The 20,708-nt window shown below is 70.0% G+C and carries 19 protein-coding genes; 9 read left to right on the top strand and 10 right to left on the bottom strand.

The features are described 5' to 3' along the window. Positions 1 to 38: 38 nt before the first annotated feature. The 3 genes from G3N18_RS07075 to dut are packed head-to-tail and all read right to left on the bottom strand — an operon-like array spanning position 39 to position 1,860. Positions 39 to 830, bottom strand: coding sequence for a DUF3159 domain-containing protein (locus G3N18_RS07075; protein ID WP_196383603.1), 792 nt, complete (start codon positions 828 to 830; stop codon positions 39 to 41). After that, positions 827 to 1,414, bottom strand: a complete 588-nt coding sequence (locus G3N18_RS07080; RefSeq protein ID WP_196383604.1) for a DUF3710 domain-containing protein — start codon at positions 1,412 to 1,414, stop codon at positions 827 to 829. The genes G3N18_RS07075 and G3N18_RS07080 overlap by 4 nt, the downstream gene beginning before the upstream one ends. Beyond that, entirely contained in the window at positions 1,411 to 1,860 is a 450-nt protein-coding gene (gene dut / locus G3N18_RS07085; RefSeq protein WP_196383605.1) for a dUTP diphosphatase, read from the bottom strand. Before dut ends, G3N18_RS07080 begins: the two co-directional genes overlap by 4 nt. Positions 1,861 to 1,884: 24 nt before the next feature. Here dut and G3N18_RS07090 point away from each other — a divergent pair, with 24 nt between their 5' ends. Continuing rightward, positions 1,885 to 2,379, top strand: coding sequence for a DUF3093 domain-containing protein (locus G3N18_RS07090; protein WP_196383606.1), 495 nt, complete (start codon positions 1,885 to 1,887; stop codon positions 2,377 to 2,379). Positions 2,380 to 2,406: 27 nt separating this feature from the next. On the opposite strand, the gene G3N18_RS07095 is transcribed toward G3N18_RS07090, so the two are convergent. Then, positions 2,407 to 2,700, bottom strand: a complete 294-nt coding sequence (locus tag G3N18_RS07095) for a DUF4193 domain-containing protein (RefSeq protein WP_141379686.1) — start codon at positions 2,698 to 2,700, stop codon at positions 2,407 to 2,409. Between the two features lie 252 nt (positions 2,701 to 2,952). On the opposite strand from G3N18_RS07095, the gene sepH reads away from it, so the two are divergent. Next, positions 2,953 to 3,984, top strand: coding sequence for a septation protein SepH (gene sepH, locus G3N18_RS07100; RefSeq protein ID WP_196383607.1), 1,032 nt, complete (start codon positions 2,953 to 2,955; stop codon positions 3,982 to 3,984). 5 nt (positions 3,985 to 3,989) lie between these two features. Here sepH and G3N18_RS07105 read toward each other — a convergent pair whose 3' ends face one another. After that, the gene (locus G3N18_RS07105) at positions 3,990 to 5,141 is read right to left on the bottom strand and encodes an alkaline phosphatase family protein (protein WP_196383608.1); all 1,152 of its coding nucleotides are present in this window, start codon (positions 5,139 to 5,141) and stop codon (positions 3,990 to 3,992) included. 74 nt (positions 5,142 to 5,215) lie between these two features. Between G3N18_RS07105 and G3N18_RS07110 the strand changes: the two genes are divergently transcribed. Continuing rightward, entirely contained in the window at positions 5,216 to 7,675 is a 2,460-nt protein-coding gene (locus tag G3N18_RS07110; RefSeq protein WP_196383609.1) for a DNA gyrase/topoisomerase IV subunit A, read from the top strand. A gap of 56 nt (positions 7,676 to 7,731) precedes the next feature. Here the strand turns inward: G3N18_RS07110 and G3N18_RS07115 are convergent, their stop codons facing one another. Then, the gene (locus G3N18_RS07115; RefSeq protein WP_196383610.1) at positions 7,732 to 8,394 is read right to left on the bottom strand and encodes a response regulator transcription factor; all 663 of its coding nucleotides are present in this window, start codon (positions 8,392 to 8,394) and stop codon (positions 7,732 to 7,734) included. Between the two features lie 229 nt (positions 8,395 to 8,623). Between G3N18_RS07115 and G3N18_RS07120 the strand changes: the two genes are divergently transcribed. After that, complete coding sequence (locus G3N18_RS07120; protein WP_338038354.1) at positions 8,624 to 9,793, top strand: sensor histidine kinase; 1,170 nt, start codon at positions 8,624 to 8,626, stop codon at positions 9,791 to 9,793. A 266-nt stretch (positions 9,794 to 10,059) separates the two neighbouring features. On the opposite strand, the gene G3N18_RS07125 is transcribed toward G3N18_RS07120, so the two are convergent. Next, positions 10,060 to 12,186 carry a DNA gyrase subunit B gene (locus G3N18_RS07125; protein WP_196383611.1) on the bottom strand — a complete coding sequence of 709 codons (2,127 nt, stop codon included), beginning with the start codon at positions 12,184 to 12,186 and terminating at the stop codon, positions 10,060 to 10,062. Positions 12,187 to 12,377: 191 nt separating this feature from the next. Between G3N18_RS07125 and G3N18_RS07130 the strand changes: the two genes are divergently transcribed. Together G3N18_RS07130 and G3N18_RS07135 are read left to right on the top strand one after the other, a co-directional pair. Continuing rightward, positions 12,378 to 12,596, top strand: a complete 219-nt coding sequence (locus G3N18_RS07130; RefSeq protein ID WP_196383612.1) for a DUF7455 domain-containing protein — start codon at positions 12,378 to 12,380, stop codon at positions 12,594 to 12,596. 87 nt (positions 12,597 to 12,683) lie between these two features. Continuing rightward, complete coding sequence (locus tag G3N18_RS07135; RefSeq protein ID WP_196383613.1) at positions 12,684 to 13,709, top strand: sugar-transfer associated ATP-grasp domain-containing protein; 1,026 nt, start codon at positions 12,684 to 12,686, stop codon at positions 13,707 to 13,709. Positions 13,710 to 13,742: 33 nt separating this feature from the next. Here G3N18_RS07135 and G3N18_RS07140 read toward each other — a convergent pair whose 3' ends face one another. The 3 genes from G3N18_RS07140 to G3N18_RS07155 all read right to left on the bottom strand — a co-directional run bounded on the left by G3N18_RS07140 (position 13,743) and on the right by G3N18_RS07155 (position 16,947). Further along, positions 13,743 to 14,441, bottom strand: a complete 699-nt coding sequence (locus tag G3N18_RS07140; RefSeq protein WP_196383614.1) for a coenzyme F420-0:L-glutamate ligase — start codon at positions 14,439 to 14,441, stop codon at positions 13,743 to 13,745. Further along, on the bottom strand, positions 14,438 to 15,802 hold the full coding sequence (locus G3N18_RS07145) for an RNA polymerase sigma factor (protein ID WP_338038355.1): 1,365 nt from the start codon (positions 15,800 to 15,802) through the stop codon (positions 14,438 to 14,440). Before G3N18_RS07145 ends, G3N18_RS07140 begins: the two co-directional genes overlap by 4 nt. 221 nt (positions 15,803 to 16,023) lie before the next feature. Further along, on the bottom strand, positions 16,024 to 16,947 hold the full coding sequence (locus tag G3N18_RS07155) for a proteasome assembly chaperone family protein (protein ID WP_196383616.1): 924 nt from the start codon (positions 16,945 to 16,947) through the stop codon (positions 16,024 to 16,026). Between the two features lie 118 nt (positions 16,948 to 17,065). On the opposite strand from G3N18_RS07155, the gene G3N18_RS07160 reads away from it, so the two are divergent. The 3 genes from G3N18_RS07160 to G3N18_RS07170 form a co-directional block, all read left to right on the top strand. Continuing rightward, positions 17,066 to 18,535, top strand: coding sequence for a leucyl aminopeptidase (locus G3N18_RS07160; RefSeq protein WP_196383617.1), 1,470 nt, complete (start codon positions 17,066 to 17,068; stop codon positions 18,533 to 18,535). Then, positions 18,532 to 19,902: a dihydrolipoyl dehydrogenase gene (gene lpdA / locus G3N18_RS07165; protein WP_196383618.1), complete on the top strand. Its 1,371-nt coding sequence runs from the start codon at positions 18,532 to 18,534 to the stop codon at positions 19,900 to 19,902. Before G3N18_RS07160 ends, lpdA begins: the two co-directional genes overlap by 4 nt. Positions 19,903 to 19,966: 64 nt before the next feature. Beyond that, on the top strand, positions 19,967 to 20,708 hold a 742-nt coding region (locus G3N18_RS07170), incomplete at its 3' end, for a biotin/lipoyl-containing protein (protein ID WP_338038356.1).

Raw genomic sequence — 20,708 nt, forward strand, 5'->3', positions numbered from 1 at the left:
ACGGCGGGGGAATTTATCTTGATATCAAGATAAATCTATCACGAGCCCGCGGGCTCCCCCGCCTTCGACGCGGGCGGGTACACGGCACGCACCGCCAACCAGGTGACCGCCACGAGAGGCGCGAACAGCGGCAGTCCCATGACGAGTTTGAGCGTGCCGAGCGTCGTGGTGGCCTCGTCCGTGCCGGCCAGATAGAGCGGCAACTGCACCGCGAGCCGCACGAAGAAGAGGGCCGCCCACGCGATCGCCAGCCAGAAGAAGACGCGCCGCTTTCTGGCATCCGTCCGCCACGCGGTGCCCTCGTTCATGAGGAACCCGACCGCCAAGCCGATGAGCGACCATCCGACGAGGGCCGAGATGAGAAAAGCGGTGCCGTACGCGGCGTTCGTGATGAGGCCCGGCACGAAGTTGTCTTGCGCGCGCCCGGTCCACAGGGCGAGAGCCGCGGCCGCCGCCGTCGCGACGAGACCGCCGAGCGCCGCGCTGATCGTGGAGCGCTGCACGAGCCGGACGATCGTGAACACCGCGGCGAGGCCCACCGAGACGACGAGCGAGAGCATGAGGTCGCGGGTGAGCGTGAACAGCAGCACGAAGGCGAGGCCGGGAAGCACTGACTCGAGCACGCCGCGCCAGCCCCCCATCGCCCGCCACACGACGTGACCGGTGTGGGTTTCGTGCGCCGGGTCCATCCCCGCGCGCCGCGCGGCACCGCCGAGCGCCTGAGCGAGAAGCTCCGACGCCGAGGGCGGGGTCGTCGAAGGCGGCGTGGTGTCGCCTCGGGCGGCGCCGTCGGTCTCGTCGGCGCCGATCGGGTCGTTCTGGTCGCTCATGCCGTGCCGGGCGCCGCGGGCATCTTCAACGGGATGAGGTCGCGCGGGGGCATCGGGGTGCCGCCGCGCACGACGACGAGCGAGCGGAAGAGGTCTTCGACCTTGGCCGCGGCCTCGACGTCGCCGGTGGCCGCCCCGCCGATCACGCCGCGGAGGAACCAGCGCGGCCCGTCGACGCCGACGAAGCGCGCCAGGCGCTTGCCCGGCGTCGCGTCGGGTCCGGCCGCCACGGGAACCTCGGCGAGCAGCTCGGGGCCGAGCGGGCCCTCGCGCTCTTCTACGCGGCCGCCCTGCTGGCGGATCTGCTGGCGGATCTGCTCGCGCGTCTCCTCCCACAGCCCCGTCGTCCGGGGCGCCGCGAAGGGCTGCACCTGCAGTGTCGAATCGGCGTAGTCGAGGCCGACCGCGACGATGCGCCCGGTCTGCTCCTCGACCTCGAGGCGCAGGTTGAGGCCCTCGCGTGGGAGCACCTTGATGCCGCCGAGGTCGATGTAGGGCCGCACCGGGTTCGCCTCCGACTCGTCGAAGGGGCCGGCCGCGGCGCGGTCGTCGGGCGCCGACTTGGTCTGCAGCTCGTCGCTCATGAGTTCGCTCCTGTCTGGTAGCCGGTCGACCCGAAGCCGCCTTCTCCGCGCGCCGAATCCGGCAGTTCGTCCACGGCGACGAATCGCACGCGCGGGACGGGCATGATGATCAGCTGCGCGATGCGGTCACCGACCGCGACATCGTAGGCCTGCGAGGCATCCGTGTTCAGCAGCGACACCTTGATCTCGCCGCGGTAGCCCGCGTCGACGGTGCCGGGAGAGTTGACGATCGTGATGCCGTGCCGGGCCGCGAGGCCGCTGCGCGGCACGACGAAGGCCACGTAGCCGTCGGGGAGCGCGATACGCACCCCCGTGCCGACGAGGGCACGCTGGCCGGGCTCGAGGCGCAGCGCCTCGGTCGAGACGAGATCGGCCCCCGCATCGCCGGGGTGCGCATAGGCGGGAACCTGCGCGGCGATAATGGGAACGTCCACGGATTCGATCACCCCACGAGGCTAATGCACGCCCAGATGAACGCAGACCCCGCCCGCCCGCAGACCGCGACAGGTCGCAGCGCCGCCGCGGCGGTGTATCGCGAGCGCCTCAGCCCGTCGTTGTGGACGCTGCTGAGCGCGGCGGTGGCCGCCCCCATGGTGTCGCTCGTGTTCGTGCCCCTCGATTCCACGGTGGCGCTCCTCGCCGGGCTCGCCGTCGGGGCGGCCCTCGTCGGCTCGCTCGTGCTCGCGGCCCCGGTCATCGAGGTCCGGGGCGGCGAGCTGCGCGTCGGGCGCGCGCACATTCCGGTGCGCATGCTCGGCGAGGCCTCGGGCGCGGTCGGCGACGAGGCGCGCGAAGTGCGCGGCCCCGGTCTGCCGCGCACGGCGTGGCACCTGCTGCGCCCCGGCATCGACGGCATCGTGCGGGTGCGCGTGATCGACCAGCGCGACCCGGTCGACGAGTGGATCTTCTCGACCCGCACTCCCGACCGCGTGATCGCGGCGATCAGGCGGTCGCAGCGGGCCTGAGCCCGCCGCGCGCCGCCAAGAGGGCTGTCAGGCCGCGCACTCGACGCAGATGGCGCCGATCGAGGTCTCGTGGTCGATCTGGGTGCGGTGCTTGACGAGGAAGCACTCGACGCAGGTGAACTCGTCTTCCTGCGGGGGCAGCACGACGACGTCGAGCTCGAGGTCGGAGAGGTCGGCACCGGGCAGTTCGAACCCGGAAGGGTTGTCGGCGTCTTCGTCGCCGACCGCACCGGAGAGCTTGTCGGGCACGCGCTCCTTCAGGGCCTCGATCGACTCGCTGTCGTCGTCGGTCTTGCGGGGGGCGTCGTAATCGGTCGCCATGCTCTCACTTCCAGGATCTGACGGGCACGCCCCACCTCGTGGGCATGGGCCGCATGGCCCGGGGCGGCGATAGTTTGCATGACCCGCTCGCTTTTCGCAAATGCCGGTCATCCGTAGCCCGTCTTCCGGCGGGTGCGACGAGAGGAACTCGCGGCGCGCCCGCGATATTCCCGACCTGGGCGCACCGCCGTGTCAGCATGGTCGCGGCGCCGCAGTGCGGTGCCTTCGCAGGGATCTGGAGGCGCGTCTCGCATGGAGCAGCTCAAAGTCATCGGAATCGAAGAGGGCGTTCTCGTCGTCGCGACCGAGACGGGCGAACGATTCGCCCTGGAGGTCGATGAGACCCTCCGCTCGCAACTGCGTCGTGTGCAGCGCGACGCCGAGCCGCGCGCACCGCGGCCGAGCCCGCGCGACATCCAGGCGCACATCCGCTCGGGGCTCTCCGCCGCCGAGGTCGCGGAACTCCTCGGCGCGCGCCTCGAAGACGTGCAGCGCTACGAGCGTCCCGTGCTCGCCGAGCGCGAGCACATCGTCGACCAGGCCCTGTCGGTGCCGGTGCTCATCGCCGGTGAACTCGGTGACGACGCCCAGCCCACGTTCGGCGCGGCGGTCCGCGCCAAGCTCGCCGACGCGGGAGCGACGGGCGAGCGCTGGACGAGCTGGCGCGAAGAATCGGGCTGGATCGTCAAGCTCGAGTTCACGGCCGGCGAGGTCGATCACGACGCGCGGTGGAGCTTCGACCCGCGGCGTTCGACGCTGGCGCCGCAGAACACGGATGCCACGCAGCTTTCGCGCCAGGGATCGCTCCCCGAGGGCCTCATCCCGCGTCTTCGCGCTCTCGACGCCAACCCGCTCAAAGACTCGTCGCGCTTCGACTCCGGCGCGTTCGGGCCGCGGCGTCTCGAGCCCGACGCCGAGATCGTGAGCCGCGACATCCGTCCGACGGTGACCGCCGCCGTGCAGGAGGCGGCGATCAAGCGCGCGCCCGACCAGTCGGTCACCTCGGCCGAGACCGCCGACCTGCTCGAGGCGCTGCGACGCCGCCGCGGGCTGCGCGAGCCGATGCCGACCGACCAGCCGACCGCTCCGGTGGCGACGGCACCGACGGGAGCCGCGGCGCTCTTCGACGCGCTCGAGCCCGGCTACGACGACAGCGCGCCGGCCGACGACGACGAGAACCTCGAAGACACCGTGATCTCCGAGGCGTCACGCCGCAAGGGTCGCACCTCGATGCCCTCGTGGGACGAGATCGTCTTCGGCGCACGCACCGAAGACGGTTCCTGACCGGCTCAGCCTGCAGACGTCGACGCGAAGGCGCCGAGCCGGATGAGCGGCACGATCCGCTCCTGATCGGTGAGCGAGCCGTGCTGGCCGACCATCCGCTGCGCCTTCTTGTCGGCGAGGCGATCGTCGTAATAGGCGATCGCGGCGCGCGCCGCGACCAGCAGGTCGCCGATCCGGGGCAGCACGTCGGCATCCACCCGCGGCCCGTACAGTCCCGCGGAGACCGCTTCGCCTCGCGTTATCACCCACGACCGCTCCCCCTCAGCAGCGCGCCAGCGCTCGGCGATGCGGAGGGCCGCGGCCTCGCCACGATCCGTGTAGAGCTGCAGCAGCCGCGGCTCGCCGGCGACGAGATCGACCTCGTCGAGCAGCGCGTCGCCGTCGCCGAGCAGCACCTGACGGTGGGCCGGCACGTCGACCATGCCGTGGTCGGCCGTCACGACGATCCCGGTGCCGGGATCGGAGCGCTCCGCGAGGCGGCGCACCGAGGCATCCACCCGTTCGAGGCCCGCGATCCACGCGTCGCTCTCCCACCCCTGGGCGTGGCCGATCGTGTCGAGCTCCGGCAGGTACACGTACACGAGCGCCCCGGCGTGGTCGGCGGCGAGGGATGCCGCGACGTCGATCCTCTCTTCGGGGCTCGCCGCCGCGGCGAAGGTCGCACCGCGCTGGATCGCGCGGGTGAAGCCGGTGTCGCGATAGGCGCCCTTCGAGACCACGAACGAGGGCCGGCCGGCTTCGGCCCGCCGCTCGAAGAGCGGCACGGCCCGCTGCCAGGTGAGCGGGTCGAGACCGTCGGTCTCCCAGCCCTTCAGCTGGTTCGGGGCCCGGAGCGTACCCGGAACGCGGCCCCGGTACCCGACGATGCCGTGCTCCCCCGCGTCGACGCCGGTGAGCAGGCTCGTCAGAGCGGTGGCCGTCGTCGCCGGGAAGACGGTGCGCGCGGCATCCTTCTTGCCCAGGTGCGCGGTGAGGAACCGCGCGTGCCCGGAGCGCGCGGTGAGGTTTCCGCGGCCAAGGCCGTCGACCACCACGACGATCGCCGAACGCGCCGCGGGGAACCACCCCGGGTCGCCTTCGAGCGAGCGCATGATCTGCGGCACGACGCCGGTGAGGCGCCGGGCCGTCGGCGGGTCGACGGGTAGGCTGAGAGGCATCGGGGCCAGTCTCGCACACGGCGCACACGGCCTCGTCCCGTCCGATCTCCACCAGCGAGGGCACCCGAATCTCCATGGCAGCTGCGCGCACCGAGTCCGTTCCCGAAGGTCACGGCCGCATCGAAGACGTCGACGTCTCGGCGGAGATGCAGGACTCCTTCCTCGAATACGCGTACTCGGTGATCTACTCGCGGGCGCTGCCCGACGCGCGCGACGGGCTGAAGCCGGTGCAGCGGCGCATCCTGTACCAGATGGCCGACATGGGGCTCCGGCCCGACCGCGGGCACGTCAAGAGCGCCCGCGTCGTCGGCGAAGTCATGGGAAAGCTGCACCCGCACGGTGACTCGGCGATCTACGACGCCCTCGTGCGGCTGGCCCAGCCCTTCGCGCTGCGCGTGCCGCTCGTCGACGGGCACGGTAACTTCGGCTCGCTCGACGACGGGCCTGCCGCCGCGCGGTACACCGAAGCCCGCCTCGCGCCCGCGGCGCTCGCGCTCACCGAGAACCTCGACGAAGACGTCGTCGATTTCATCCCGAACTACGACGGTCAGTTCCAGCAGCCCGAGGTGCTGCCGGCCGCCTTCCCGAACCTGCTCGTCAACGGCACGACCGGCATCGCGGTGGGCATGGCGACGAACATGGCGCCGCACAACCTCATCGAGGTGGTGGCCGCGGCGATCCACCTCCTCGACAACCCCGAGGCGACCACGGCAGACCTCATGCAGTTCGTGCCCGGGCCCGACCTGCCCGGCGGCGGCATCATCGTCGGCCTCGACGGCATCCGCGAGGCCTACGAGACGGGCCGTGGCACGTTCCGCACCCGGGCGAAGGTGTCGGTCGAGTCGCTCGGGCCGCGCCGCACCGGACTCGTCGTGACCGAGCTTCCCTACATGGTGGGTGCCGAGCGGGTGATCGAGAAGATCAAGGATGCCGTGAATGCGAAGAAGCTCACCGGCATCGCCGACCTCAACGACCTGACCGACCGCAACCACGGGCTGCGCCTCGTCATCGGCATCAAGACGGGCTTCGACCCGAACGCCGTGCTGGAGCAGCTCTACCGGCTCACACCCCTCGAAGACTCCTTCGGCATCAACAACGTCGCCCTGGTCGGCGGCCAGCCGCAGACCCTCGGGCTCAAGCCGCTGCTGCAGGTCTACCTCGATCACCGCATCCAGGTCGTGACGCGGCGCAGCCGCTATCGCCTCGCCCGCAAGCAGGAGCGCCTGCACCTCGTCGAGGGCCTTCTCATCGCGATCCTCGACATCGACGAGGTCATTCAGGTCATCCGCGCCTCCGACGACGGCGACGAGGCCCGCACGAAGCTGATGAGCGTCTTCGACCTGTCGCAGCCGCAGGCGGAGTACATCCTCGAACTGCGTCTGCGCCGCCTCACGCGGTTCTCGCGCATCGAGCTCGAGTCGGAGCGTGACACCCTGAAGAAAGAGATCGCCGACCTCGAGGCTCTCCTCGGCAGCGACACCATGCTGCGCGCGCAGGTCGCCCGCGAGCTCGACGCCGCCGCCGACACGTTCGGCACCCCGCGACGCACACTGCTGCTGAACGGCGGACCCGTCACGCCGCGCTCGCGCGCCGCAGCCCCCGCCGATCTGCAGATCGCCGACGCCCCCTGCCGGGTGTTCCTCTCGGCGACCGGCCGCCTCGTTCGGGCCGAGCTGGCACCGCAGGGCGAGGGCGAGGCCACGGGAGTGGTCACCCCCACACGCCGCTCGAAGCACGACGGCATCCGCTCCGCCGTCGACGCGACGACCCGCGGCGACCTGGGCGCGGTGACCACGGCCGGGCGGCTCGTGCGCTTCTCCCCCGTCGATCTGCCCTCCGTGCCGGCGAACGCGGTGCAGCCGGCGGCGGGCACCCGCGCCGACCAGTACCTCGGTCTCGCGTCCGGCGAGCACGTCGTCGCCATCGTTCCTGTGACGGGCGAGATCATCGCGCTCGGCACCGCGCAGGGCACCGTCAAGCGCGTCGCGACGTCTGAGCTCGCCCCCGGCAAGCACGAGGCCGAGATCATCGCGCTCAAGCCCGGCGACCGTGTCATCGGTGCGGGGCTTGCCCCCGACGACGTCGAGCTCGTCTTCGTCACCTCCGATGCGCAGCTGCTGCGTTTCGGCGCCGACGCCGTGCGCCCGCAGGGACGCGCCGCGGGCGGCATGGCCGGCATCCGACTGTCGCCCGGCGCCGAGGTCATCGCATTCGCCCCCGTCGCGGGCGACGAGCGCACGGTCGTCGTGACCGTCGCGGGCTCGTCGCAGGCCATCGCCGGCACCGACGCCGGCAGCGCCAAGGTCTCGTCGTTCGACGAGTTCCCCGCGAAGGGGCGCGCCACGGGCGGCGTGCGGGCGCAGCGCTTCGTCAAGGGCGAAGACACGCTCACCCTCGCGTGGGTGGGCGTCGAACCGCGCGCTCTCGCCGCCGACGGCGCGGTACGGCAGCTGCCTGCGCCGGGCGCGAAGCGGGATGCCTCTGGACAGCCCCTGGAGGCCGTTGTGGCCGCCGTGGGCACGGTCGTCGACTGACGGGGTCCGACCGGGGCCTTGTGGCCTCCCTGGCCCCCACCGGGCCGATCTGCGCGTCAGACGAGCGTCACGAGCCCCAGCTGGGTGGCGCGGATGAGCACCTGGATGCGGTCGCGCACGCCCCACTTGGCCGTGATGCGGCCGAGGTGCGACTTGACGGTCGCCTCTGAGACGAACATCGCCGCCGCGATCTCGGCGTTCGACATGCCCTGGGCGAGCAGGGTCACCACCTCGAGCTCACGCTCGGTGAGTTCTTCGTCGCGCCCGAGTTCGCGCGTCGCCGACGCGGCCCCGGACTGCACCGAGGTGACGAGTTCTTTCGCGACGCGCGGCGACAGCACGTAGCCGCCCTCGTGAGCGAGCCGCGCGGCGTCGAGAATGCGGTCCGGCGAGGTGTCTTTGACGAGGAAGCCGGATGCCCCTGCGCTCAGCATCGGGACGATGACCCGCTCCGTCGAGAACGTGGTCAGCGCCACGATCTTCAGTCCGGGGAACTCCCGGGTGAGGCGCTGCGTCGCCTCGATGCCGTCCATGATCGGCATCTGCACGTCCATCAGGACGACGTCGGGCTGCGTCGCGCGCACGAGCGTGATCGCATCGGCGCCGTTGTCGGCCTCGCCGACGAGTTCGAATCCGTCCGAAGACTCCAGGAACACGCGCAGTGCGGCGCGCACCAGCGACTCGTCGTCCACGATGATCACCCGGATGGCTTCAGTCACATCGCCATCTTACGGAGCACGACCCTCGCCCCTTGCGCCGGCGGGGAGATCCCGCCGGACAGGCCTAGACGAAAGTCGCAAACGGTGTAGCCAATGGTCTCTCGTGCGCGGTGACGTCTGTTTGAAGAATCGATTCGAGACCTTGTGGAGGTGATGGAAATGTGGGATTGGCTTGGACGCTTCATGGGACTTTGGAAGTGACTCTGATGAGCCGCGAGATAATCGCGGGGTGACTGTTCTCCGAGCGCGTGCGCTCGAATACCTGCGGATGCCCTTCTGGGCGTACTATCCGCTGCCGTCCATGACTCGTGGATTGCTGATCGCGTTCGTCGCCGTTGCGCTGTTGCTCGACTCGATCGTGCGAGCGACCAACGACGGTACGACGGGAGTCGAATCGGCGATCGTCACCACCTCGATCACGGTGTCGATCGCGCTGTTCGCGTGGCGGCCCCCGGTCGCCACGATCGTGCTGAGTGTCGCCGCCATCGCGGCGGGCATCACCGGAGTCGTCGATTCCGTGCTTCTGGGCGCGGCGATCCTCGGTCTTGCCGCATTCACCTGCAGCGCAGCGCTCACCGCGGTATACGCGATCTCGTGGACGACCTGGCTCATCGCCATCGTCCTCAGACCCGGCTCCGGAGTTCAACCGTTGGGCGCGGTGATCATCGCGTTCCTCGGCGTGGCCAGCCTGTTGATCGGGCTCGCCATCAGGAATCAGTACACGAAGGCACAGATGTTGACCACCCAGCTCGAGGCGACGGAACGCGAGGTCGCCGAGCAACTTCGGCACGAGCGCGACCTCATCGCCGACGAGCTGCACGACATCGTGGCGCACGAGATCACGATCGTCGCACTGCATGCGGCGGTGCTCGAGCGCACCGACGACACGCAGACCCGCTCGAAGTCGCAGACGGCGATCAGAGAGGCCGCGGTGCAGGCCCTCACCGACATCCGCCGCGTGCTCGGAATGGTGCGCGGCGAAGAGGCTCTCTCGCCCGAACGCATTCCCTCTCCTGACGGGATCCCCGGCACCCTGGCGGCGGTCACCCGGGAACTGAACGACGCCGGCATCACCGTCACATCGGATGTCGCGACAGACCTGCGCCTGCCGAGCACGTCGCTCGTGGCACTGACGCGCGTCATGCGCGAGAGTGCCACCAACGTGCTCAAGCACGCCACCGGCGCCCGCAACGTGCACATCTCGCTCACCGTGGAACGCGGATGGGCACATCTCGAATTCTCCGACGACTCCCCGCCGGCTCGCACCGCGGGCCTCCCGACCTCGGGCTACGGCATCATGCGACTGCAGGAGCGCTTCCGCGTCTTCGGCGGCTCGTTCTCGGCCGAACGTGAGCCGCGGGGCTGGGTCGTCTCGGCCTCACTCCCCCTGGAGTCCTGAAAGCGGATCACGCAGCACACAGAGAGTAGACGAAAGTCGCAAACGATCTAGCCTTTCGTTGCGCCGTCGACCTTTCGCGCGCCCATACCCTTGTAAGTGCCGAGAGACCGGTCCCCAGTCGGTTTCTCACTGAGTGTCTGCTGTGTCGTCTGTGATTTCGGGGACGAGGGCCGGCTTTGCCGCCATCGTCATCACGACTGACGCGCGGATGCCGCGGCGATGGCCCGAAACCGATCCCCCCAGCTCGGTTTCGGGCCCCGCGCGTCTCAGGCGTCGATCGCCTCACGATCGAGGCGATCACTCGACGACACGATGAAGTCGCGGCGAGGAGCGACGTCGCTGCCCATGAGCAGTTCGAACACGCCCGACACCGCCTCGGCATCCCTCACGGTCACGCGGCGGAGGGTGCGCCCGGCACGGTCCATCGTCGTGGTCGCCAACTGGTCGGCATCCATCTCGCCGAGCCCCTTGTAGCGCTGCACCGGCTCCTGCCAGCGCCGCCCGCTCTTCTGCACCTTCGCGAGCAACACGTGCAGTTCCTGCTCGGAGTAGGTGTAGACCGTCTCGTTCGGCTTCGAGCCGGGGTTGACGATGATCACGCGGTGCAGCGGCGGGACTGCGGCATAGACGCGGCCCGCCTCGATGAGCGGACGCATGTAGCGGAAGAACAGCGTCAGCAGCAGCGTGCGGATGTGCGCGCCGTCGACGTCGGCGTCACTCATCAGGATGATCTTGCCGTAGCGGGCGGCGTCGAGATCGAACGAGCGGCCGGAACCCGCGCCGATCGTCTGGATGATGGCGGCGCACTCGGCGTTGCCGAGCATGTCGCTGATCGACGCCTTCTGCACGTTGAGGATCTTGCCGCGGATGGGCAGCAGCGCCTGGTACTCGCTGTTGCGGGCGTGCTTGGCCGTGCCGAGGGCCGAATCGCCCTCGACGATGAACAGTTCGGACTGCGAGACGTCGCTCGTGCGGCAATCGGCGAGCTTGGCCGGCAGCGACGACGACTCGAGCGCGTTCTTGCGTCGCTGGGTCTCTTTGTGGGTGCGCGCCGAGATGCGCGCCTTCATCTCCGACACGACCTTGTCGAGCACGAGCGCCGTCTGGGCCTTGTCGTCGCGCTTGGTCGACGCGAACCGCTCGGTGAGTTCCTTCGCGACGACGTTCGCGACAATGGCGCGCACGGCGGGCGTGCCAAGGATCTCCTTCGTCTGCCCCTCGAACTGCGGTTCGGGAAGACGCACCGTCAGCACGGCGGTGAGGCCCGCGAGGATGTCGTCCTTCTCGAGCTTGTCGTTGCCCACCTTCAGGCGGCGCGCGTTCTGCTCGACCTGACTGCGGATGACCTTCATCAGACCCTGTTCGAAGCCGGCCTGGTGCGTGCCGCCCTTCGGGGTCGCGATGATGTTGACGAACGACCGCATCACAGTCTCGTACCCTGTACCCCAGCGCACCGCGACGTCGACCTCGCACGTGCGCTCCACGTCGGTGGGCACCATGGCGCCGCCGGGCTGGAGCACCGGGACCGTCTCGGTGAAGGTGCCCGAGCCGGTGAGCCGCCAGGTGTCGGTGATGGGCGCGTCGGGGGCCAGGAATTCGACGAATTCGGAGATGCCGCCGTCGTACCGGAACGTGGTGATCCGAGGGCCGGCGCCCGGCTCGGTGCCCGCCTCCGCGCCGGACTCCGCGTCAGCCTCCGCGACCGCGGAAGGGCGCTCGTCGACGATGTCGATCTGCAAGCCCGGCACGAGGAAGGCCGTCTGGCGCGCGCGCTGTTCGAGCTCGCCGAGGTTGAACGTGGCGTCTTTCGTGAAGATCTGCCGGTCTGCCCAGTACCGGATGCGCGTGCCGGTGACGCCTCTCGCGGCCTTGCCGACGACGCGCAGCTCAGAAGCGCGCTCGAACGGGGTGAACGGCGCGTCGGCGCCCGGCCCGGCGAACAGGCCCGGCTCACCGCGATGGAACGACATCGCGTACGTTTTGCCGCCGCGGTCGACCTCGACGTCGAGGCGCTCGCTCAGTGCGTTGACGACCGAGGCGCCGACGCCGTGCAGGCCGCCCGAGGCCGCGTACGAACCGCCACCGAACTTGCCACCCGCGTGCAGCTTCGTGAACACGACCTCGACGCCCGTGAGACCCGTGCGCGGTTCGACGTCGACGGGGATGCCACGGGCGCGGTCGCGCACCTCGACGCTGCCGTCGGCGTGCAGGATCACCTCGATGCGCGACCCGTAGCCGCCGAGCGCCTCGTCGACGGCGTTGTCGATGATCTCCCACACGCAGTGCATGAGGCCGCGCGAATCGGTGGAGCCGATGTACATGCCCGGGCGCTTGCGGACGGCCTCGAGCCCTTCGAGCACCTGGAGGTGATGGGCGGAATACTCAGCGGTCACAATCTCCAAGCGTATGCCGGGCATCCGACCCCGCGGCGCCGGACACGCGACCGTCACCCGACCGGTGTATTCCCGGGCGCGGGCACGGTACGCGCACAGCGAAATGTGACCGGATCGCGGCATGGGCCCAGCCACCACGTGGTTGTATGTCATGACACCGCACCGCCCACATGTCTCGAGGAGGAACCGAAATGAGCATGTCCACGACCGCCGAGCCCGCCGTCCTCGAGTACCGCCTGACCGCGACCGACCGATGCGACGCCTGCGGAGCGCAGGCCTACATCGCAGCCGAGGTCAACGGCAGCGAACTGCTCTTCTGTGCCCACCACGGCCGCAAGTACGAAGAGAAGCTGCGCGCGATCGCCACGTCGTGGCACGACGAGACCGCGCGTCTCGCCGACGCGCGCTGACCGCGACGCGCACCGTCCGCCGCAGGTCGGCATGGACGGCCGCGTAGACTGACGCAGTTCCCCATCCGCCCTTCGGAGGATTTCGTCATGGCTTCGCGCGGTCTGTCGCCCCTGCATCGGATCAGTGTGCTGTTCGAACGCGCGCGCGGATTCGACTACGCGTCGGTGACGGAGCGCGCGCGCGCCACCGCTCACACGCACGGCAAGAGCTATCCGCTGGTGCTCGCCGACATGCTGTGGTCGGCTGCCCGCCACCGCGTCGGGTTCAACGACTACATCGAGTTCGACTTCGCGATCCTCACTCGCGCGGAGCGCGCCACGTGGGTGACGAGCCCGCTCGCTCTCGAATTCTCGAACCGGTACGACGATCCGGCGCAGGTGCACCGGTTCCACGACAAGATCGACTTCAACCGCGACTTCGACCGCTTTCTCGGTCGCGAGTGGCTCGCGCTCGAGGCGGGCAACGCCGGTGAGCTCGAGGCCTTCGCGCAGCGGCATCCGGTGTTCATCGCCAAGGTGCCGGTCAGCAAGTCGGGCGCCGGCGTGCGCCGCCACGACGCGTCCGACGTCACCGACTGGTCTGCGTTCCACGCCGAGCTGCTGGCGAAGGGCGAGGTGCTCATCGAAGAGCGCATCGTGCAGCACGCCGATCTCGAGGCGATCGCCCCGGGCACGGCGAACACGACGCGCGTCACCACCTTCGTCCGTGACGACGGTACCGTGGCGATCATCAACATGGCCCAGAAGTTCGGGCGCGGGCAGGTCAGCGACCAGGCGTCGTTCGGCGGCTTCTATACCGCGCTACACGAAGACGGACGCGCGATGGGTATGGGCTACAACACCTCGGGTGCCCTCTTCGAGACACACCCCGAGACCGGCTACCCCATCGCCGAGTACCGCCTGCCGATGATGGATGCCGTGCGCTCGCTCATCACCGAGGTCGCCCTCGTCATTCCCGAGGTGCGCTACGTCGGCTGGGACATCGTGGTCACGCCCACCGGCCCCGTGCTGGTCGAAGGCAACTGGGGCGCGGGCGTGTTCGAGAACAAGCCGACCGCGAGCGGCATCCGCCACGGACACCTGCCCCGTTACCGCGCCGCGATGGGCTGGTGACGGCGAACCGGTGACGGCGCGCCGCGCGCAGGCTCAGGCGCGGCGGATGATGCCCATCGGCGTCGCCTGACGACCCTGACCGAGCGGGTTGTCGGAGAGGATGCGCACGAGCTGCTGCTCCCCCGCCCGGTCGAGCGTCGAGCCGAGGATGTTGCCGCCGATGTCGTTGATGTCGACGACCGCGACCGCATCGGGGGTACCGAGGAGCGCCTTCAGGCGCGCCGCGACCGCATCGGGTTCGGTGGGCCCGAGCACGACGGCACGGTCATAGGGCGGGATGGTTCCGTCGGTCGGCCCGTCGATCGAGCGCGCCTTGTCACCGGCGATGCGATAGAAATCGCCGCGGCGCCCGAACAGCTTCGTGACCGCGCTCACGGCGGCGGCGAAGAGGATGCGAGGCGTGCCGCATTCGCGGAGGGCCATCTCCATCGTCTCGGGCATGCCGAGACCGATGCCGTACGGCGTCTTGACGACGTACTTCGAGAGCAGCCGCGCCAGCGCCCGCGGCTCGATCTCGTCGAGCGCATACGAGCGCCCCTGCGTGATCGCGACGATCTTCTCGGTCACGAACAGGGTGTCACCGGGCTGCACGACGCCCCCAGCGTATTCGGTCACGAACGCGTCGAGATCGTCGCCCGGCATGACGACCCGCGTGCGGATCGGGATGCGCTTGAACGTGCCCGCGTCGGTCGTGACCGACAGCACCTTGCCGTCGTTGGGGGCCTCGTTCATTCGAGGTAGTCCCGCACCGACTGCGACCGCGACGGGTGCCGGAGCTTGGCCATCGTCTTCGACTCGATCTGACGGATGCGCTCGCGCGTCACCCCGAACGTGTCGCCGATCTGGTCGAGGGTCTTCGGCTGGCCGTCGCCGAGGCCGAAGCGCATGCGGATCACGCCCGCCTCGCGCTCCGAGAGCGAGTCGAGCAGCGACTCGAGCTGACGCTGCAGCATCGTGAAGCCCACCGCGTCGGCCGGCACGACCGCTTCGGTGTCTTCGATGAGGTCACCGAACTCGCTGTCGCCGTCTTCGCCGAGCGGGGTGTGCAGCGAGATCGGCTCACGGCCGTACTTCTGCACCTCGATGACCTTCTCGGGGGTCATGTCGAGCTCGCGCGAGAGCTCCTCGGGAGTGGGTTCGCGACCGAGGTCCTGCAGCATCTGCCGCTGCACACGGGCGAGCTTGTTGATGACCTCGACCATGTGCACCGGAATGCGGATGGTGCGCGCCTGGTCGGCCATGGCACGGGTGATCGCCTGGCGGATCCACCACGTCGCGTAGGTCGAGAACTTGAAGCCCTTCGTGTAGTCGAACTTCTCGACGGCACGGATGAGGCCCAGGTTCCCCTCCTGAATGAGGTCGAGGAACTGCATGCCGCGGCCGGTGTAACGCTTGGCGAGCGAGACCACGAGGCGGAGGTTGGCGCCGAGCAGGTGGCTCTTGGCGCGCTGACCGTCGCGGGCGACCCACTGCAGGTCGAGACCCAGCTGGTTCGACTTCTCGGCGGCGGTCATGTGCGACAGCTTCTCTTCGGCGAACAGACCCGCCTCGATGCGCATCGCGAGCTCGACCTCTTCGGCCGCGTTCAGCAGCGGCACCTTGCCGATCTGCTTCAGGTAGTCCTTGACGGGGTCGGCGGTCGCGCCGGTGATCTGCGTCGAGTAGACGGGCACCTCGTCGTCGTCGCTCGACGAGATGACGATGGCGCCGGTGGGCAGCGGCTCGGTGAAGGCGGGCTTGGTCGTACCCTCTTCGTCGTCGTCGGAGTCGTCGTCCGAGGCATCCTTCTTGTCTTTCCCGGGCGCCGCGTCGTCGGAGTCGTCGGCGGTGTCTTCCGCGTCGACCTCGATCTCTTCGTCGTCGATCTCGACGTCGTCGTCGGGCTCGTCGGCGGATGCCTTGGTGGCGGCCTTCTTCGCGACCGGTTTCTTGGCCGCGGGCTTCTTCGCCGCTGCGGGCTTCGCCGCCGCCGGCTTCTTCGCTGCGGCCGCCTTCGCTGCCGGGGCCTTCGCCGCTGTGCTCTCGGCGACCTGCTCGGTCGCCTCGGTGTCGTCTGCCTTGCGTGTACGGGTGGTCTTCGTGCCGGAAGTCACGTCTCGCCTTTCACCGACGGTTGCGCCGGGGGTTTCGGACACTAGTAAGACCCTTGTCAAGTCCGGCGCGTCACCCCGTCAGGGAGTTCACGCCGTCGAGACAACGGGTCGCTGGTCCTATTGTCGCATACCCCAGACGGCGAACTTGCGCAACGGATGAATGGGGGATGCCGCCTTCCCTCTCTGCAACGCCGCGGAGCGTCCACGCATTCCGCGCCGTGTCAGCGACGTCCGCGCTTGTCGTCGCCTTCTCGGCGATCGGCGAGGAAGCGCTCCAGCTCGGCCGCGAGCTCGTCGGCACTCGGCAGGTCGCCCGTGTGGATGATCGGCTGCGCGAGGGTCGACCCCGCCATATAGGAGTCGTAGCGTTCTTCGAGGCTGTGCAGCATCGTCGTCAGCTCGGGGTTCCCCTCGACCTGATCGTCGACCTTCGCGAGGTAGTCGCGATTCTCGTCGCGGATCTCGTCGGCGTCGAAGACGAGACCCGTCGCGACCGAGAGCGTGTCGAGGCCCGCGATCGCCGCGGCGGGGTACTCGGTGTCGGCGAGGTAGTGCGGCACGAGCAGTACGAACCCGGCGACCGGCTGACCGGCCTCGGCGAGCCGCAGTTCGAGCAGGTGGCCCATCGTCGCCGGCACCTGGGTGTGCGGTTTCCAGACCGAGTGCGCCTGCGTCAGGTCGGTGCGGGTGCCGCTGACCGTCGTCCCGATCGGCCGCGTGTGCGGGACGGGCATGGGGATGGCGTGGACCCACGTGATGCCCGACACCTGCAGACCCTCGGCGAGGCCGACGACGGTCTCGGCGAAGGCGTCCCACGCGAAATCGGGCTCGTAGCCGGCGAGCAGCACGAACGGCTGCCCGAGCGCGTCGTGCGCGAGTGAGAGCTCGAGCCGCGGCGGGCGGTAGTCGGACAAGTGGTCGCCGTCGAAAGTGATGATCGGGCGGCGCGCGCGGTAGTCGAGGAGCACGTCGGCGGAGAAGGCGACGACCGGCGAGGGCTCGAGATCGTCGCGGAACAGCTCGATCATGCGGGTCACGGCGCTCCCGGCATCGGTGAACCCGGTCAGCGCGATGACCATCGGAAGGCCCGCCGGCACGGGAGGCGCCGACGCGACACGCTCATAGAGGGGACCACTCAGAGGCATGCTTCCACTGTACGAGCCGTCGCACCGGGTGCGGCGCTGTCCCGCTGACAGCGAACACGGGCCGACGCGGCTGCGGGTGCTCGGGCGGCCGTCTGAGGCGCAAACCTAGGATGGGAGCATGGCGTTCCCTGAGCTGTCCACTTCTTCCACCCCGCTTTCCGGCGCAGATGCCGATGCCGTCGTGCTGGCGTTGCCGCCGCTCGACGAGCACGACGAACTGCTCGCCGACTGGCCGGGACTGGCCGCGGCACTCGCCGGCACCGGCTTCACCGGGGCACCCGGTGGCACGACGCGCGTCGGCGTGCCCGAGGTCACGGCGCTCCCCGTGATCGTCGTCGGCACCGGCACGACGCCCACCGCCGCCGGCGTGCGTGATGCCGTCGGCGCGGTACTGCGCGCCACGACCGGTTTCGCCCGGCTCGCTATCGGCGCCCCCGGCCTCGACGAGGCGCTGTGGCCCGCCGCGGCCGAGGGCGTGCTGCTCGGCGGCTACCGGTTCGACGACTACAAGAAGGCCTCCTCGCCCGCCCGTGCCGAGCAGGTGACCCTGCACGGTGCGCCGTCGTCGACGGATGCCTCGATCGCGCGCGCCCGCTCCGTGGCATCCGCCGCGGCGCTCGTGAAAGATCTCGTGAACACCCCCGCGCAGTGGCTCGGTCCGCAGGATCTCGCCGATGCCGCGGTCGAGGCGATCGCCGACCTGCCCGTCGAGGTGACGGTGCTCGACGAGACCGAACTCGAAGCGCAGGGCTACGGCGGCATCCTCGGCATCGGTCAGGGCTCGGATCGGCCGCCGCGCCTCATCCATCTCGACTACCACCCGGCGGGCGCCACGCAGCACATCGCGCTCGTAGGCAAGGGCATCACGTTCGACACCGGCGGGCTGTCGCTGAAGCCGCCGGCGGGAATGGTCGGCATGAAGTTCGACATGGCGGGGGCCGCGACCGTGCTCGCCGTGGTGCGCGCCGCCGCGGAGCTCGCCCTGCCCGTCCGCGTGTCGGGCTGGCTGTGCGTCGCCGACAACATGCCCTCGGGCCGGGCCCTCCGCCCGGGCGACGTCGTGCGCATCGCCGACGGTCAGAGCGTCGAAGTGCTCAACACGGATGCCGAGGGGCGCGTCGTGCTCGCCGACGGCCTCGTGGCGGCGAGCCGCACGCACCCCGATCTCATCGTCGACGTCGCGACCCTGACGGGTGCGATCATCGTCGCCCTCGGCCACCGGCACACCGGCGTCATGGGTGACGACGAGGCCGTCGCCCGCTACCTCGCCGCCGCCGACCGCGCCGACGAACTTGCATGGCATCTGCCTCTCCCCGCGCACATGGAGGACGAGCTCGACTCCCCCATCGCCGACCTGCAGAACGCCAAGATCGGCGACACGTCGGGCGGGTCGCTGTTCGCCGGGCTGTTCCTGCAGCGCTTCGTCGGCCAGGTCTCAGACGACCCCGACGCACCGCGCATCCCGTGGGTGCACCTCGACATCGCCGGCAGCGGCACCGCGAAGGCGCCGTTCGGCGCGACCGACAAGGGCCCGACGGCGGCGACCGTGCGATCGCTCGTCGCCCTTCTCGAGGAGGCGGCGCGATGACCGAGCACACGTTCGATGTGGTGGTGCTCGGCGGCGGCAGCGGCGGATACGCCGCGGCGATCCGCGCCTCGGAACTCGGCAAAACCGTCGCGCTGATCGAGAAAGACAAGGTAGGCGGCACGTGCCTGCACCGCGGGTGCATTCCGACCAAGGCGCTCCTGCACGCCGCCGAGGTGGCCGATCACGTGCGCAGCGCCGGCGGTGTCGGTGTGACGGCGACGTTCGAGGGCATCGACCCCGCCGCCGTCACCGCCTACCGCGAGGGCATCGTCGCGAAGAAGTACGCGGGACTGCAGGGGCTTCTGAAAGCGCGCGGGATCACGGTCATCAACGGCGAAGGCCGTCTGCTGCCCGATCACGGCGTCGCCGTCGGCGACGACGTGTACCGCAGCGCCGATGTGGTGCTCGCGACGGGTTCGTACAGCCGCAGCCTGCCGGGCCTCGACATCGGCGGCCGCGTGCTCACGAGCGAAGGCGCCCTCGCGCTCGACGTCGTGCCGGAGCGGGTGATCGTGCTGGGCGGCGGGGTGATCGGCGTCGAGTTCGCGAGCGTCTGGTGCTCGTTCGGCGCCGACGTCACGATCGTCGAAGCCCTCGATCACCTCGTTCCGAACGAAGACATCGCCCTCAGCAAGGGGCTCGAGCGCGCCTTCCGCAAGCGCGGCATCGTGCAGAAGCTCGGCGTGCGCTACCAGAGCGTCGCGCAGACGGATGCCGGTGTCGCACTCACTCTCGAAGACGGCACCGTGCTCGAGGCCGACTACCTGCTCGTCGCGGTCGGGCGCGGCCCCGCGACCGACGGACTCGGCTGCGCCGAGGCCGGTGTCACGATCGATCGCGGCTTCGTGACGGTCGACGACCGACTGCAGACCACGGCCGCCCACGTGTGGGCCGTCGGCGACATCGTGCCGGGCCTGCAGCTCGCACACCGCAGCTTCCAGCAGGGCATCTTCGTGGCCGAGCAGATCGCCGGCCTCTCGCCGGTGGCAGTGCCCGAGGCATCCATTCCCCGCGTCACCTACTCGAGCCCCGAGGTCGCCTCGGTGGGCCTCACCGAAGCGCAGGCACGCGAGGTGCACGGCGACCGCGTGGTCGCCTACGACTACAACCTCGCCGGGAACGGCAAGAGCGAGATCCTCGGCACGGCGGGGCTCGTGAAGGTGGTGCGCGTCGAGAACGGACCCGTCGTGGGCGTGCACCTCATCGGCGACCGCGTCGGCGAACTCATCACCGAGGGGCAGCTCGCGGTGGGATGGGAGGCGCACCCCGAAGACCTCGCGCCGCTCATCCACGCGCACCCGACGCAGAGCGAGGCGCTCGGAGAAGCCTTCCTCGCCCTCGCCGGCAAGCCCCTGCACGCCCTCTGACACCCGCCCCGTGCGCGGGTCACTAAGCTAGAACGACATCGGACTTTTTGAAGGAGACACAGTCATGAGCACATCCGTGGTCCTCCCCGCGCTCGGCGAGAGCGTCACCGAGGGTACGGTCACCCGTTGGCTCAAGAACGTCGGTGACACGGTTGAGGCCGATGAGGGCCTGCTCGAGATCTCGACCGACAAGGTCGACACCGAGATCCCGTCTCCGGTGAGCGGCGTGATCGAGGAGATCCTCGTGAGTGAAGACGAGACCGTCGAGGTCGGCGCGATCCTCGCGAAGATCGGTGATGGATCGGGTGCCCCCTCGGGCGACGCGCCCGCCGCCGAAGAGCCGCAGCCCGAGCCCGCGCCCGCCGCTGAGGCGCCCGCGCCGGCCAGCGAGCCCGCCCAGGCCGAGACCGCGCCTGCACAGGCCGCCGATGCCCCCGCCGCCGCCTCGGGCGACGCGAAGGACGTCGTGCTGCCCGAGCTCGGCGAGAGCGTCACCGAAGGCACCGTGACCCGCTGGCTCAAGCAGGTCGGCGACGACGTCGCCGTCGACGAGCCGCTTCTCGAGATCTCGACCGACAAGGTCGACACCGAGATCCCCTCGCCCGTCGCCGGCACCCTGCAAGAGATCGTCGTCGGTGAAGACGAGACCGTCGCCGTCGGCGCCGTGCTCGCCCGCATCGGTTCGGGTGCACCGGCTGCTCCTGCGCCCGTCGAGACGCCAGCTCCCGCCGCAGCGCCCGCCCCGGCCGCCGAGGCTCCTGCTCCGGCGGCAGCCCCTGCCCCAGCTGCTGCGCCCGCGGCCGCTC

The sequence above is a fragment of the Microbacterium paulum genome (assembly GCF_015707995.1).
Taxonomy (GTDB): Bacteria; Actinomycetota; Actinomycetes; order Actinomycetales; family Microbacteriaceae; genus Microbacterium; species Microbacterium paulum.